This is a genomic window from Sphaerisporangium sp. NPDC049002 (genome assembly GCF_040649355.1).
Taxonomy (GTDB): Bacteria; Actinomycetota; Actinomycetes; order Streptosporangiales; family Streptosporangiaceae; genus Sphaerisporangium.
Window position 1 is genome coordinate 18,660 of record NZ_JBEZFH010000069.1, and the last position, 14,192, is coordinate 32,851.

General features: G+C 70.0%; 11 protein-coding genes. 4 read left to right on the forward strand and 7 right to left on the reverse strand.

Annotated features, from left to right (window positions below):
* The first annotated feature begins 20 nt into the window (after positions 1 to 20).
* On the forward strand, positions 21 to 2,870 hold the full coding sequence (locus AB0B89_RS16355) for an AAA family ATPase (protein WP_358553039.1): 2,850 nt from the start codon (positions 21 to 23) through the stop codon (positions 2,868 to 2,870).
* A 632-nt stretch (positions 2,871 to 3,502) separates the two neighbouring features.
* Complete coding sequence (locus AB0B89_RS16360) at positions 3,503 to 6,163, forward strand: M14 family zinc carboxypeptidase (RefSeq protein WP_358553041.1); 2,661 nt, start codon at positions 3,503 to 3,505, stop codon at positions 6,161 to 6,163.
* Between the two features lie 213 nt (positions 6,164 to 6,376).
* On the opposite strand, the gene AB0B89_RS16365 is transcribed toward AB0B89_RS16360, so the two are convergent.
* The 6 genes from AB0B89_RS16365 to AB0B89_RS16390 form a co-directional block, all read right to left on the reverse strand.
* Complete coding sequence (locus AB0B89_RS16365) at positions 6,377 to 6,820, reverse strand: PIN domain-containing protein (protein WP_358553043.1); 444 nt, start codon at positions 6,818 to 6,820, stop codon at positions 6,377 to 6,379.
* Positions 6,790 to 7,032 carry a CopG family transcriptional regulator gene (locus AB0B89_RS16370; protein ID WP_358553045.1) on the reverse strand — a complete coding sequence of 81 codons (243 nt, stop codon included), beginning with the start codon at positions 7,030 to 7,032 and terminating at the stop codon, positions 6,790 to 6,792. The genes AB0B89_RS16365 and AB0B89_RS16370 overlap by 31 nt, the downstream gene beginning before the upstream one ends.
* Before the next feature lie 229 nt (positions 7,033 to 7,261).
* Complete coding sequence (locus tag AB0B89_RS16375) at positions 7,262 to 7,807, reverse strand: DUF302 domain-containing protein (protein WP_358553047.1); 546 nt, start codon at positions 7,805 to 7,807, stop codon at positions 7,262 to 7,264.
* A 124-nt stretch (positions 7,808 to 7,931) separates the two neighbouring features.
* Positions 7,932 to 9,278 carry a hypothetical protein gene (locus AB0B89_RS16380; RefSeq protein WP_358553049.1) on the reverse strand — a complete coding sequence of 449 codons (1,347 nt, stop codon included), beginning with the start codon at positions 9,276 to 9,278 and terminating at the stop codon, positions 7,932 to 7,934.
* Positions 9,257 to 9,640 carry a hypothetical protein gene (locus tag AB0B89_RS16385; protein ID WP_358553051.1) on the reverse strand — a complete coding sequence of 128 codons (384 nt, stop codon included), beginning with the start codon at positions 9,638 to 9,640 and terminating at the stop codon, positions 9,257 to 9,259. Before AB0B89_RS16385 ends, AB0B89_RS16380 begins: the two co-directional genes overlap by 22 nt.
* A gap of 112 nt (positions 9,641 to 9,752) precedes the next feature.
* A complete protein-coding gene (locus AB0B89_RS16390; protein WP_358553053.1) occupies positions 9,753 to 10,931 on the reverse strand; it encodes a copper resistance protein CopC in 1,179 nt (392 codons plus the stop codon).
* Between the two features lie 348 nt (positions 10,932 to 11,279).
* On the opposite strand from AB0B89_RS16390, the gene AB0B89_RS16395 reads away from it, so the two are divergent.
* The gene (locus tag AB0B89_RS16395) at positions 11,280 to 12,701 is read left to right on the forward strand and encodes a M1 family metallopeptidase (protein ID WP_358553055.1); all 1,422 of its coding nucleotides are present in this window, start codon (positions 11,280 to 11,282) and stop codon (positions 12,699 to 12,701) included.
* Between the two features lie 40 nt (positions 12,702 to 12,741).
* Positions 12,742 to 13,254 (forward strand): SHOCT domain-containing protein, encoded by a 513-nt coding sequence (locus AB0B89_RS16400; RefSeq protein ID WP_358553059.1) that lies wholly within the window; start codon positions 12,742 to 12,744, stop codon positions 13,252 to 13,254.
* A gap of 73 nt (positions 13,255 to 13,327) precedes the next feature.
* On the opposite strand, the gene AB0B89_RS16405 is transcribed toward AB0B89_RS16400, so the two are convergent.
* On the reverse strand, positions 13,328 to 13,897 hold the full coding sequence (locus AB0B89_RS16405; RefSeq protein ID WP_358553057.1) for a GNAT family protein: 570 nt from the start codon (positions 13,895 to 13,897) through the stop codon (positions 13,328 to 13,330).
* Between the last annotated feature and the right edge of the window lie 295 nt (positions 13,898 to 14,192).

A 14,192-nucleotide genomic window follows, 5' to 3' on the forward strand; every position in this document is an offset into this window, starting at 1 on the left:
CCCGGGCTCTGGGGGGAACGATGTTGTCAGGGCAGCAGGTGCTGCACCGCGACATCGAGTTACGTGTGATACAGGAGGCGCTTTCCGCGGCGTCCGCGGGAAAGCCGTCCGTCCTGTTGATCCTCGGCCCGAAGGGCATCGGGAAGACCACACTGCTCCACGCCGCGCTGACCGAGAGGCCGGACACCGGCGCCATCCTGACGGCACGCGGCCACCCCGCCGAGCACGACTACCCCTTCGGAGTGGTCCGCCAGCTCTTCGACCCCCTCCCGGCGGGCGACATGCCGCCCGCCGAGCCCACCTCCGGCCCTCTGCTCGTCCCCGGGCACGCCTATGAGGCCCACGGCACCGGGCTCGTCGCCCCCGACCTGCTGCAGAGCCTGTACCGGGCGACCCGCTCCATCACCGGCCCCAAGCCGCTGATCATCGCCATCGACGACGCCGACCAGGCCGACGCCCAGTCGGCCCAGTGGTGCTCGTACATCGCCAGGCGGCTCGACTCGCTGCCCATCGTCATGATCCTCACCGCCGACTCGCACTCCCGGCGTGGCCACGACGCCGTCCGGGACATCGCGGCCCTGCCGTACGCGCGGCTGCTCCAGCCTTCCCCGCTCTGCCGTACCTGCACCGGGCAGCTGCTGGAGTCGGCGATCGGCGCCGCGGTCGACGCGGAGGTGGCGGCGGCCTGCCACCAGCTCACACAGGGGAACCCGCTGCTCCTCCACCAGCTGGCCGGCCAGCTCGTCGCGGCCAAGGTGAGCCCGGAGAAGACCGAGCTGCCCCGCGTGATGGAGCTGGGGGCCACCTCGCTGACCGAGACGGCGCTCGGATGGCTCCTGGCCCACGACCCCGCCAGCGTCGACCTGCTGAGGAGCCTCGCCATCCTCGCCCCCGACGACGGGCTGGAGACCGCGGCCATGCTCTCGGGGTTCGGCCAGCTCGCGGCCAGGGAGGCGGGCGAGACCCTGCGCAGGGCGGGGCTCCTCGTCGGCTCGCCCCCCGACCGGTTCGTCCACCAGCACATCCAGCAGACGATCCTGGCCGGGATGGATCCTCTGGTCCGCGACGACCTCCACCGCAGGGCCGCGAAGCTCCTCTACCGCTTCGGCGCCCCCGTCAACCGGCCGGCCGGCCACCTGATGTCGACCGGCCCGACCGCCGACCCGTGGACCGTGGCAATCCTGCGCGAGGCGGCGCGCGAGGCCGTGGCCGAGCACGCCTGGGAGCCCGCGGCCCGCTACCTGCACCGCGCGCTCGCCGAGTCCGACGAGCCGGCCGTCGACCTTGAGATCACCGCCGAGCTGGGCGCCGTCGAGATGCAGCGTGACCTGCCCGCGGCCCTGCGGCACCTGCGCACCGTCTTCGGCCGCGTCCGCACGGCCCCGCAGAGGATGAGCGCGCTCGCGCCCTTCGCCAACATCCTGGTCACCGCCAACTCGGCCGAGGCCGGCGGCGTCTTCGCCGAGGCCGCCCAGATCGCCGCCGAGACGCCTTCGGCGTTCGGCGCCGACCTGCTGTTCATCTTCAGCGCGCAGGCGATGCTGTGGGGGCGGTCCACCGGCGTCCTGCGCGAGCTGGTCCGGTCGATGCACGCGATGGCCACCCCCCAGGCGAGGGAGTTCCTCAGCGCGCTCGCCCTCCTCACCGGCGTGAAGGGGCGCGGCCTGACGCGGACGCTCACGCTGACCCGGCGCTGCTTCGACGGCAAGGGCGTCGTCCCGCTCGGGGCGGTGCTCCCCCTGGTCTGGGGCGACCGCATCGACGAGGCCTCGTACTGGTCCGAACGCGTGGTCACGGAGGCGCGCGCGGTCGCCTCCGACACCCGGCTGGTCATGGCGCTGGTGGTCCGCTCGGAGGTGCGTTACCAGCTCGGAAGCCTGGAGGCCTCGCTGCGCGACGCCACCGAGGCGACCCGCCTCGCGGAGCTCACCCACACCGAGGGGTTCGCCATGGCGGCCACGGCCAACGCGGCCAGGGCGCTCGTCGAGCTCGGCGCGCTGGACGTCGCCGAGTCGCTGCTCCGGGCCGTCGACCCCTACGGCGACTGCCATCCCCTGATCTCCGGCCACATCATGGACGCGCTCGGACGCCTGTACATCGCCCAGGGCAGGCCCCGGGACGGCCTGCGGATCCTGCTGGACTGCGGGCGGCGCCTGACCGCGTCCGGCATCACCAATCCCGCCTGCGTCCCCTGGGGGACCAACGCGATCCTCGCGTACATGCTGTTCGGCGAGCGTACGGCGGCGCGGGCGGCGGCCGAGCGGGAGCTGGAGCTGGCCCGCGCCTGGGGCGCGCCGACGACCATCGGCCGCGCCCTCAGCGCCGGAAGCGTGGCGTACGAGGGAACCGCCCGGCTCGACATGCTGCACGAGGCGGTCGACCTGCTGCGCACCAGGGGCGCCAGGCTGGAGTACACCCGGGCCCTCATCCGACTGGGCATCGCCCAGCGCCAGACCGGCGACGACCACAGGGCGCGCGAGACCCTGACCGCCGGACTCGACCTCGCCGTCGACTGCGGCGCGGTCCGGCTCGCCTCGCTGGCCGACAAGCACCTGGCCGTCGCCGCCACCCGCCCCTCCTCCGGCGTGCGGCGGGAGAACGCCCATCCGCTGACGACCGGCGAGCGCCGCGTCACCGACCTGGTACTTCAGGGCATGAGCAACCTTGAGGTGGCGACCATCCTGTCGATCAGCAAGCGGACCGTGGACACTCATCTCGCCCGCATCTACCGCAAGCTGGGCATCCACACCCGCGCGGAACTCGTCGCCATCCTTACCAGCCTGACACCCGACACCCCCGCGGACCCGGACCTCAGAAAACAGCCCCCGCCGACGTTCGAGGACCACATGGAGTACCGCACGGTCCTGTGATCCGGCGCGAATGGCGTCCCCGCCGCCATTGTCGTCGGCACACGGAACCCAACGCGGGAAACTGACATCCATTTGTTTCCACGCGCGGCATCGGTTCTTCAACGCCCCCCATCTGACACCTCGGTCCACCGCGGCCTCGTCCATCGCCGCGCGCCGAAGACGTAACGCGATGTTCACATGAGCCGGGACCGGGGCCTGAGGTGTACGCCCCGGCGGCGACGCGCGAGGGCTTCCGGGCAGGTCCGGCAGCGCCCTCGCCCGCTCCCGGCCAGGCGTTGAACAGGGGTTACATGCGTCAATCGTGACACTTTAGACGCTTCGTGGCCCCTTGACCGTTTTATTGCACCTTTATACCATCCGGATCATCTTTCCCCGACGCCACAGTGGCGTCGCTCTTCCAAGGACGCCCTGCTCCTGACCTGGGACCGGTCGTCCCTGCCCCCTGAGGAGTCGTCATGCCAAGCACCGCCAGGTGCAGGAGACCTGTGTACGGGAAGGTGGCGGGTGTCGCGGTCATGGCCGTGACCGCACTCGTGCTGCCGTTGAGCCCGTCCGCGAACGCGGACAGGGACACCCATTCACATGGGAAGCCCACGCAATGTAGCTCCGACCCGAACGCTCACATCGCCTCCGTGCCTAGCCCCGAGTCGTTCCTCGGTTTCCCCCTCGGCAAGGGCCAGTCCCGCGTCGTGACGACCGAAGAGATCCAGAAGTACGTCAAGGCCGTCGGGAACGCGTCCAGCCGGGTGGTCACCGGCACGATGGCGCGGAGCGTCACCGGCCAGGAGCTGCCCTACGCCATCGTGTCCAGCGAGAAGCACATGGCCAAGGGGCAGCTCGCGAAGATCGCCAAGCAGATCCAGGAACTGCGTGACCCGCGGTCGCTCCGGCCGGACAAGGCCGCGCGCATCGCCGCGGACACCCCCGCCATCGTCTGGATCGCGGGCAACGTCCACGGCGGCGAGAAGAGCGGCGCCGACGCCGCGCTGAAGACGCTGTACGAACTGGCCGGCGGGCTGTCCTGCGACGTCGCCAAGCGCAACGAGAACACCGTCACGGTCATCGTGCCGACCCAGAACCCGGACGGCCGCGACGCGAGCCGCAGGCAGAACGAATACGGCTTCGACCTGAACCGGGACTGGTTCGCCCGCAGCCAGCCGGAGACCGACGGCAAGATCGCGATGCTGCGCGACTACCCGCCGCAGGTCTTCGTCGACGCCCACGAGATGGGCGGGCGCCAGTACTTCTTCCCGCCGAACGCCGATCCGATCCACCACGAGATCGCCGACCAGCCCGTCGACTGGATCAACCGGATCGGGGCCGCCAACGCGGCGGGCTTCGGCTACAACGGCGCCTGCGGCGGCGCGGTCACCACGGAGTGCTACTTCAACTACGCCACCTATGACCTGTTCTACATGGGGTACGGCGACACGGTGCCCGCCGCCGGCTTCGGCGCCGCAGGTATGACCTTCGAGAAGGGCAGCACCTCGGCGGTCGAGGACCGCGTGCAGCAGCAGTTCAACACGCAGTGGGCCACCACCGGCTGGGCGGCCGCCAACAAGAACGAGATCCTCAACAGCTACTACAAGATCTGGCAGACGGCGCTCGCCGAGGGCGCGTCCGGCGCGCTTGAGCCCAACCAGGTCGTGCAGCCGACCAACACCGTCCAGTTCCCGGTGGCCGACATCAAGATCCGGTCGTACTTCCTGATGCCCGACCGGCAGCTCGGCGACGTGCGCCGTCTGGTCGAGCGGCTGCGGGGCATGGACGTCGAGGTCTACGAGCTCGAAAAGGCGATCACCGTCCCCAACGCCCGGATCTTCGGCGGCCGTACCGCCAAGAACCTCAAGGTTCCGGCGGGGGCGTACTGGATCCCGATGAACCAGCCGCAGAAGCACTGGATCCAGGCGCTGATCGGCGAGGACCCCTACGTTCCCTTCCCCTACTTCTACGACGTCTCCTCCTGGAGCAACCCGCTGCTGATGGGCGTCGACACCGTCTACACCGGGGACGCGCTGTCGCCGAAGGCCGAGCGGGTCAAGCGCCTCGAAGGCGGCGTCGACTGCTCGGTGTCGAAGAACGGCTCGTACTCCTACGCGCTGGACTCCGCCGCCGCCTCAGAGCTCACCTTCCGGCTCCTCGGCTCGGGCGTGGCCCTCACCCGCGACCTCAAGACGGGCGTGGTCAGCCTGCCGGCTCAGGCTATGGACAAGAACGCGCTGGACAAGCTGGCGCGGTCGGTCGGCGTGACCCTCAAGGGCAGCTCCAAGCCGGCCACCGGCACCGCGCTGCGCCTGCCCGACACCGGTCTGTTCGCCGGCACCGGCATCTCCACGACCTCCGGGTCCTACGGTGAGACGCGCTACGTGCTCGGCAGCCGCTGGGGTCTCAACCTCAAGCCGGTGACGACCGCCGACATCAACGACAACACCGCGGCGTTCACCGGGCGTACCGCGCTGATCGTCCCGGACGGCAGCAGCGCGACCGGCGGCCTGACCGCGCAGGGCCTCGCGAACCTCAAGGCATGGGTCGCCGCAGGCGGCACGTACCTCGGGCTGCGTAACGAGGGCACCAGGGTCGCCCGCGCCGCGGGCCTGACCTCCACCACCGAGAAGGCCAAGCCGACCGGCTACCAGGTCATCGGCTCGCACTTCCGGGTGAACGTGGCCAACACCAGCGCGGTGGCGCTCGGACGCCCGGCGGAGGACTTCCAGTTCAACAACGGCGACCCGATCCTCAACCCGACCCAGACCGGCGTGAACGTCCTCACCTACCCGGCGGGCGACACGTTCTGGTCCAACGGCTACACCGTGAAGGCCGACACCCTGAAGGGCACGGCCGCGCTCGTCGACGAGCCGACCGGCACCGGCCACGCCGTGCTCTTCGCCTACAACCCGCTGTTCCGCGCCTACAACGAGAACGGCATCCACCTGGTCGCGAACGCACTGCTCGCCCCGGCGCCCGCCGCCTCACCCCAGCCGCAGCAGCGACTGGCGACGCCGCAGAGCAGCGCGGACGCCCTTCGCGCACAGGCGGAGTCCACCGACGAGCCGGCCAACCTCGGCGGTGAGTGGCGGCCCATCACCATCCAGGTCGCCGAGGCCGACCTGGCACGTACCGAGGCCGTGATCGGGAAGTACACCGACACGGGCAGCTCGGCCGTGGCCGACGGCTCGGCCTACATCACGATCCCGAACCCCGAGGGCCTCTCGGCCGACGAACACCCCTTCCTCCGCGACCTGGTCCAGGCCCTCAACACCGCAGGCATCCCCCTGCGCTCCGTCGTGGGCTGACCCCGTCCCCTCCTAGAAGGCAAAGCCGAGTCCCGGCCGGGCAACCCCCGGCCGGGACTCCGGCGTCCCAAAACCCGAAACACCACGCCGAAAGCCGGACGGCGCACAGGCCGGGGACGCGGACCACGCGGCATCTCCCTCTCCGGGCATCCGGTGAGCTATGCGTTACCCATCGAACATGCTCTGGTTGCTACGAACAGGCCGGAAGGCCGCTCACGGCAGAAGCGTCAAGGCGGTGGTGTGTCGAGGACGCACAATTGTGAAATGGCGACGGTCCACAGTCGCGATGTCAGTGATGCGTAGCCGCTCAGCGCACGCCAGAACGGAAGCATCCGCAGTGCCGAGAGGGAGGTCTCGATACGTGGATACGAACTCCGCCATCCGTAGCCAATCGGATGGGTGCACTGGTTGTACAGCGAAAACACCGCGGGCGAAGTCGCCCAAGAATTTGATCTCCGCTTCGGCCCCCAGACGCGTCGAGATGAGATAGGCGGCTTCTGTAACCACCAGAGTAGGCACGATGAGTGGTCCAGGATGGGACTCGAGCAAGGCAAGGCACGCCTTGTGATGCCTGTCATCGGCATCGACATATGCGTACAAGGGCCCTGCGTCCATGATCAGAGGGGCTACGACGCCTCCCTGTGACGGCGAGCCCATTCCCGGTCCAGAATCTCGCGGATACGTTCCGAGATGCCATCTTCCCCACTGTGACCGGCCCCAGCGGCGAGCAACTGTCGACGCCCCCCGCTGGGAAGATGCGCCTCAATGGCCTCTCGGGTCCACTCGGACACCGTCATGCCTCGCCGCTCGGCTTCATGCCGCATACGAGCATCAAGCTCATCCGACAGCTTCACCGTGGTGCGCTTCATGTATGCCAGCATACCGATCCGACTCAGCGTTAGATTGAAGTTACTGAAAGTACGGATTGAACGATGTCCCGAACCGCTGACGCGGGCCAAGTGATCGCGTAGACACCGACCGGAAGCATGGCCGCACGGTCCTACGGCTCGCGCGATCGTGTGATACCCCCCTCATCGTCCCTACGAGGGGTCGTGAGGCGATGGGTGCCTTCTGTGGCTGAAGGTTGAGAGGGGGTTGTCAGCCCGTGGGGGAGGTGAGGGTGGCGGGGACCGGGACGTTCAGGTGGTGGAGGAGGGAGGCCAGTTCGCGGTCGAGTTGTTTGCTGACTTCGGTGATGGCGGGGTTGCCGAAGCTGGAGAACTGGGTGGTGGGTTGTTCCACCGTGAACCAGGTCTCGCCGTCGGCGTCCTCGTAGATGGCCGTGCGGAGGGGCGCGTACAGCAGGACGGCGGGGTTGTGGTGGTACATGCGCTGGGCGATCACGTGGTTTCCCATCAGGTACTCGACGCAACGCCACCGGTCCCCCGCGAGCCGCATGATGTGGGTGAAATCCCCGCTCCAGTAGAGGATGAAGTTGTGCGGGGCGTTCTCGGCCGTCGCCTGGAGGATGGCGTCCCAGTCGGCGTCGTCCTCGGCGAGCCGCTCGAAGCGTTCGGCCTCGAACGCCGGGACGGCCTGCTCGTACCGGGCGCGGAAATCGTCGAACGGCGCGCCGACCGCCATGGACAGGCGGTTCACCCAGTGCGGCACGACTTCGATCCTGTGGCGTACCTGCTGGCCCATGATCCCTCCCGATGTGTCGTCCGCTCCGGACGGGGCGGTCATCACCGGTAGCCGGGGGCGCACACCTGCCTTTGGGGAGTCTTCCGCGCGGGATGCCGTGCTCTTTGCACGCGGGGTGCGCAGGTCAGGCGGCGAAGAGCAGGAGCAGGCCCACGACGGTGTAGGCGACCATGAGGAGAAGCAGGGGGATCTGGCCGAGGACGGCGGCGCGGCGGGGGAACAGGGCGAGGGCGCGGTCGTGGGCGAGGACGGTGCCGAGCACGTGGCCGACGACGATGACCGTCACCTGGAGCATCGCGATTCCGGCAGGGGTGGTGCCGGCCGCGCTGAGGGTCCAGCCGGCGGTGCCCAGCCAGTCGGCCCCGGTGCCGAGCGGGTCGGAGAGCAGGGCGAGGGTCCGCTGGCCTTCCAGGAGGAAGAGCGTGTAGTAGTGCGCGACCACGTACCCGACGGCGATCGGCACGATGGCGTGGGCCAGTTCGCCCGCCGTCGTGCCCGGCTCCGCCTCGCCCCAGCGGCCGGCCAGCGCGGTCGTACCGAGGTAGGCGGCGAGCACCAGGCCGATGACGGTGACCAGACCGGCCGTACCCATCACCGGCGACGGCAGCGCGCTCTCCTGGACGAAGCGCACCCAGATCGGCGCGTTGGAGAGGCTGTCGTACATGGTGGAGCCGAGGAGCACCACCACCAGCACCGTCAGTCCGGGCGCGGGCCGTAGGCCGGCCATGCCGTCGAGGGAGTTGCGCCAGGTCACGACGCCGTCGCGGCGTCTCACCACCGGGGCGAGGCTGCCGACCAGGGTGCTGTACGCCTCGAAGGCGTCCCCACGGTCGAACCAGTCCGACCCGAAGACCACCGCTCCCGCGAGCATGGCCAGCGTGTACGCCGCGAGCCAGAACGTGATGACGGGAAGGGTGGCCCGCTCGGGGGCGACCAGTTCCAGCCACACGAAGGCGAAGATGCCGGCCGCCGCGGGCCAGTATCCGAGACCGGGGGGAAGCCGCCGCAGCCCGAGCCGGGGGTCGCGCCCGAGCGCCGCGCAGGCCAGCAGGTGCAGCGTGCGCAGCGGGTTGAGGGCGCGCCACACCGGGCCGAACAGCAGCGACAGCGGCACCAGGCCCACCCAGAACACGACGTAGAAGACCCCTGCGGTGGGGTTGTCGACGTCGTCGGGGCCGAAGAGCAGGCCGACGCAGAAGTACGTGGCGGCGGCCAGGCCGGCGAGCCGCCATACCCACGGCCAGGCCGTGGAGGACACGGCGCGCTGGAGCAGGGCGGACAACGGGCGGGTGCGCGCGAGGGCACCGCCCAGCCTGGGCTCGGTCCACAGCGCGCCGAGCGCCACGAAGGACACGAGCAGCGCGAGGATCGCGCCGGTCAGCGCCGCCGAGAACGGGATCGGCAGGTCCTGGCGCCCGCCGATGCCGTGAGCCAGGAGCACCCCGCCGCCTAGCGCACCAGGAGCTGGCACAGCTGCAACTCCGTGCCGTGGGTCTCGACCTCGAACAGCCCGCTCTGGTCGGCGACGAACTCGATCTTCGCGGGGGTGCCGGGCTTGAGGTCCGCCGCCTTGTCGTAGCCGTGTACGTGCGCCACGTCCGCGACGTCACTGGTCACCGTGATCCGTACCGTCTGGCCCTTGGTCACGTCGACCCGTCCGGGCGGGGGCGTCACGGTGCGACCGGCGATGGTCACCACGATCTCCTTGACCGTCGAGGCGCCGGGAGCTGCGGCGGCGTTCGAACCGCCGCAGGCCGACGTGGCCATCAGCAGCGCGAAGGCGAGCGCCAGGGCGGCGAGCAACGGACGGCGGCGGGCGAGGGTGGACGTCATCGGCGGTTCTCCTGGGGGTGGAGCGATGTGGCTTGGCGGCCTTGCGTGAGGAGGGGGGACGGGGGGTTCGACGTCGCTCGGCGACCTGGCGCGACGGGGGTGAGGATGGTGCTCAGCGTCGCTTGGTCGTCTTGGTGGTCTTGGCAGGTGGTTTCCTGCCTGGGGCGGCCGTGCGCTGGGCCGGGGGTTTCCTCGCCTTGGCGCCGGTTGAAGGGCGGCGGGCCGTGGCGTCGCCGGATGCGGGACGGCCTCCCGAGCCGTCGGCCGGTGCCGGGCGGCGGGCCGCGCGGACCACCATGACGCCCACTCCGACGACCAGGACGGCGGGCACCAGCCAGACCATCACGCCCGTACCGGAGTCGGACCGCGTTCCGGCCTTGGGCGCTACGCCCGTCACCCCGGTCTCGGGCACGGGCGCGGCCTGCGGCGAGGTGGTGGCCGCGCCGGTCTCGGGGACGGAGCCGGTCTGAGGGACGGGGCCTATCTGCGGCCCCGACGTCGCCGCGCCGGTCTCGGGGACCGTACCGGTCTCAGGGACCGACTGGGGGGCGGTGGTCTGGGGGACGGCGCCCTCGCCGCCGGCCGCGGCGAGCAGGGCGGGTTCGGGCTGGTCGGTGGGGGTCTTCCAGCCCTTGGGCGGCGCCGACATCTTGCCCTTGTAGGTGAACCGGACCTCTCCCTTGACCTCCTCCCCGTCCGAGGCCACCGTCAGGTAGCGGGCGACGTAGGTGCCCTGCTCCGGCCAGTACGCCACGGGGACCTTCGCCGCGTACCCGACGTGGAACAGGCGCGGCTCCCAGGTGCCGTCGACGAGCTGGTACTCCTGGACCGGCTCGTCGAGGCGCTTGGGCTCCCCGTACGTCCAGTGCCGGTCGACCCGGACACCGCTGGGGGCGGTGACGGTGAAGTACGCGTTGGAGATGGGCCGCTCGGTGAAGTACAGCTCAAGTGACTCCAGGGGTTCGGAGACCGTGCTGTCCTTCGCCGGGTTCGACAGCGCGAGCTGCCCGTGGGCGGACGCGGGCGGTGCGAGGCCGGTCATCGCGATGCCGCCGACGACGGCCGCAAGGAACAGCCGGCCCACCCACCGCGCGACCCGCGAGCCGATGCGGGGGCCGATAAGCGAGCCGGACGGGCTCGCGAGGGCTCCGCTCGCGGCCGGCGGGGCGCAGAGCCGTGTGCGTCGGGAAGAGCGCAGCGTCGATCCTTCCGGGTACCGTACGCGTGCGCCGACCACGTCGTATTGGGGGGACGATCCGTCGCGCTCGCCGGTTGTGCCGACCGGTGTCACGCACGGGATGCTGGGCCACATTGTCGCCACCAGGCTCCTCGATCGTCAACCCTTCACCGGATCTTGCCCAAGGCGCCGGAAGGGGGTTCTCACCGGCCAGAAATGCCTGGTCATCTTGCCGTACCACTCCATGCGGAGCCCCGACCGGCCGCGCGGCCTTCGGCCGGCCGCCCGGCAACCGAGCGTCATCGGCCCGGCCGCGCGGCCGTTGATCGGCAATCACGGGCGAGCACCGACAGATGGGGAGAAATTTCCTGTTTTAGCGACTTATAGCACTCTTGACCGTTTATGAGGGTCTTTATACGATCCGCTTCAGCTTCCACGGCTCGAACCGCTGAAAGGGATCGCATGAGATTTCACCGTCTGGGCGGTACGGTCGTGACGGCCGCGCTGAGTGTGCTGGTCAGCGTCCCGTCGGCACACCCCGCGTTCGCCGCCCCAGGTGAACCTGGCAAGCCGCGTTACTCGGCCGGCGCGCCGAGCGTCGGCGACCCGTACTTCCCGGACCAGGGCAACGGCGGCTTCGATGTCCGGCACTACGACATCGCGTTCTCCTACGAGACGGCCGGTCGGCGCATCGACGCCGTCACGACGATCACCGCGGTCGCGACCGAGGACCTGGACCAGTTCGACCTCGACTTCCGGGGCCCCGAGATCACGGCCCTGACGGTGGACGGGCACCGGGCGGACTTCCGGCGGGACGGGCAGGAGCTCGTCGTGACGCCGCGCCCCAAGCTCAAGGAGGGCAAGCCCTTCACGGTCGTCGTGAAGTACGCGGGGACGCCGCCGGTCATCACCGACCCGGACGAGTCCATCGAGGGATGGGTCCCGACCGATGACGGCGTGTTCGTACCGGGCGAGCCGCAGGGTTCCACGGCCTGGTTCCCCGGCAGCGACCACCCCACGGACAAGGCGACGTTCACCTTCCGCGTCACCGTGCCGGAAGGGATCACGGCCGTCGGCAACGGCCAGTTGCTGTCGCAGACGACGGAGAAGGGCAGGACGACGTTCGTCTGGGACTCGACCGAGCCGATGGCGACCTACCTCGCGACGATGACCATCGGGAACTTCCAGGTGACCCGGTCGGCGACGCCGAGCGGGATCCCCGTCTACACCGCGGCCGACCCCCGGCTGGTGACCCAGTCGGCGGCCACCGTCGCGAGGATCCCGGACATCATCGAGTACTTCAGCACGATCTTCGGGCCGTACCCCTTCGCCTCGGCGGGGGCGATCGTCGACCGCGCGCCGGACGTCGGCTACGCCCTGGAGAGCCAGACCAAGCCCATCTTCTCCAGCTCCCCGAGCCTCGGCACGATGGCGCACGAGATCGCGCACCAGTGGTACGGCGACAGCGTGTCGCTCAACCGGTGGTCCGACATCTGGCTCAACGAGGGCTTCGCGACGTACGCCCAGTGGCTGTGGACCGAGCACAACGGCGGCGCCACGGCGCAGCAGACGTTCAGCTCCACAAGCAACTACGGGCGCGCCGCGACCTCGTCGTTCTGGCAGACCGTCACGACCGACCCCGGCCCGGTGGACATGTTCGGAAACGTGCCCTACAACCGGGGCGCCATGACGCTGCACGCGCTGCGCGGCAAGATCGGCGACACCGCGTTCTTCCGCCTGGTGAAGGAGTGGGCCGCCGCGCACCGGTACGGCAACGCGAGCACCGCCGACTTCGTCCGTCAGGCGCAGGAGGTCTCGGGCATGGATCTGACGAACTTCTTCGACGTGTGGCTCCACCAGAAGGGAAAGCCGTCGGCCTGGTAGGCGCGGAAAGTTCGGCTGCTGCTGTACGGTTCGCGCTGTGATGTACCGAATCCGCGTCTGCGTCGGTTCGCTGATCTCCCTGGTATGCCTGGGGTTCGCGCTCTACGCGTTGTATCAGCTGATCCGTGGCGGTAGCTGCGCGTCGGGTGGCAACTACGTCTCCGCGCGCGAGTGCCCGCCGGGCACGGAGAAGTGGGCGTGGATCCTCCCGGGCGCCATCATCGGCGCCCTGCTGAGCTTCTTCCTCGGCACCTTCAAGGGCTTCGGGCCCGCCCCGATCGACCGTATCAACGCCGCGTTGGACCCGGCCACTCGCCGCGACGGCCGGGTCATCGTGGCGCGCGGCCAGGTGTTCACCCGCGGTGAGACGCCCGATTCCTGGCAGATGTTCACCCCGGGCCAGGCGCCTTCCCCAACAGGGGCGCCCGGCGGGTCCACGGACTCCCAGGATCCGATCGTCCGGCTCCAGAAACTCCGCGAGCTGCTCGACGCGGGCACCCTGTCCCCCGCCGAGTTCGAGCAGGCGAAAGCGAAGATCCTCCGCGAGATGTGACCGCCCCCGGTCCACGGCACGCCGATCCCGCCCTCGCGTGGCCCGCCACGCGAGGGCGAGGCTCAGTGGGGAATCAGCCGTGGGGCCCGCCTTCTCGATCGGCCGGGGTGTCCGGCGCCGTCAGGTCGAACTCGTCTCGCAGGACGGAGAACAGAAGCTGGTCGTGCCAGCGTCCTCCGCGCCACTGCGCTCGGCGGACGGTGCCTTCGAGCCGGAAGCCGACCTTCTCCAGGCACCGGACCTCGGCACGGTTCTCCGGGTCGGTGGTGGCCTGCACGCGCTCGACCCGGGTGTGGGTGAACAGGTAGCGCACCAGCTCGCGCTGGGCCCGGGTGCCGACGCCGCGCCCGCGCCAGTCCGGCAGCAGGCCGATGGCGATCTCCCAGCACAGCGAGGTGTCGCGGCGTCCCCAGCGCCGCTCCAGCCACTCGACCCGGCCGGCCAGCTCGCCGTCCACGATGACGGAGAGCATGTTGTCGGGCCCCCCGAGCAGCCGCCGGGCGCGCAGCGCCTCATGCAGCCCGACGGTCGGGGTGAACCCGAACCACTGGTACGGGCTCGCGCCCTCCTCGCTCTGGAAGGCCAGGTCGAAGGCGTCGAGATCGGCCTCCACGACGGGCCGAAGCTCCAGGGTTCCCGGCATGTCGATCGCTCCCCAGGTCGACGGAACAGAACTGTCCTGGGGCGTAGGCGACCGCCCGGCGGCCCCCGGGCATCTCCACCATAAGGGCGGAATAGGCACCCCCTACCGCCACCACGCTCCTGGTACGGGGCTCGCTGCCGAGATATTCGATCCAATTGGCGAGGTCGACCGGTTCCACCGCTTCTACATCCCTGTTTCCTCAGGGCCCCGGCGAGTTTGTGATTTGGTCAGCTTGATTCCCTCACTTCCATCTTGAACAGATTGAGGGTGCGTCGGTGGCTGTAGACGTGGTGGC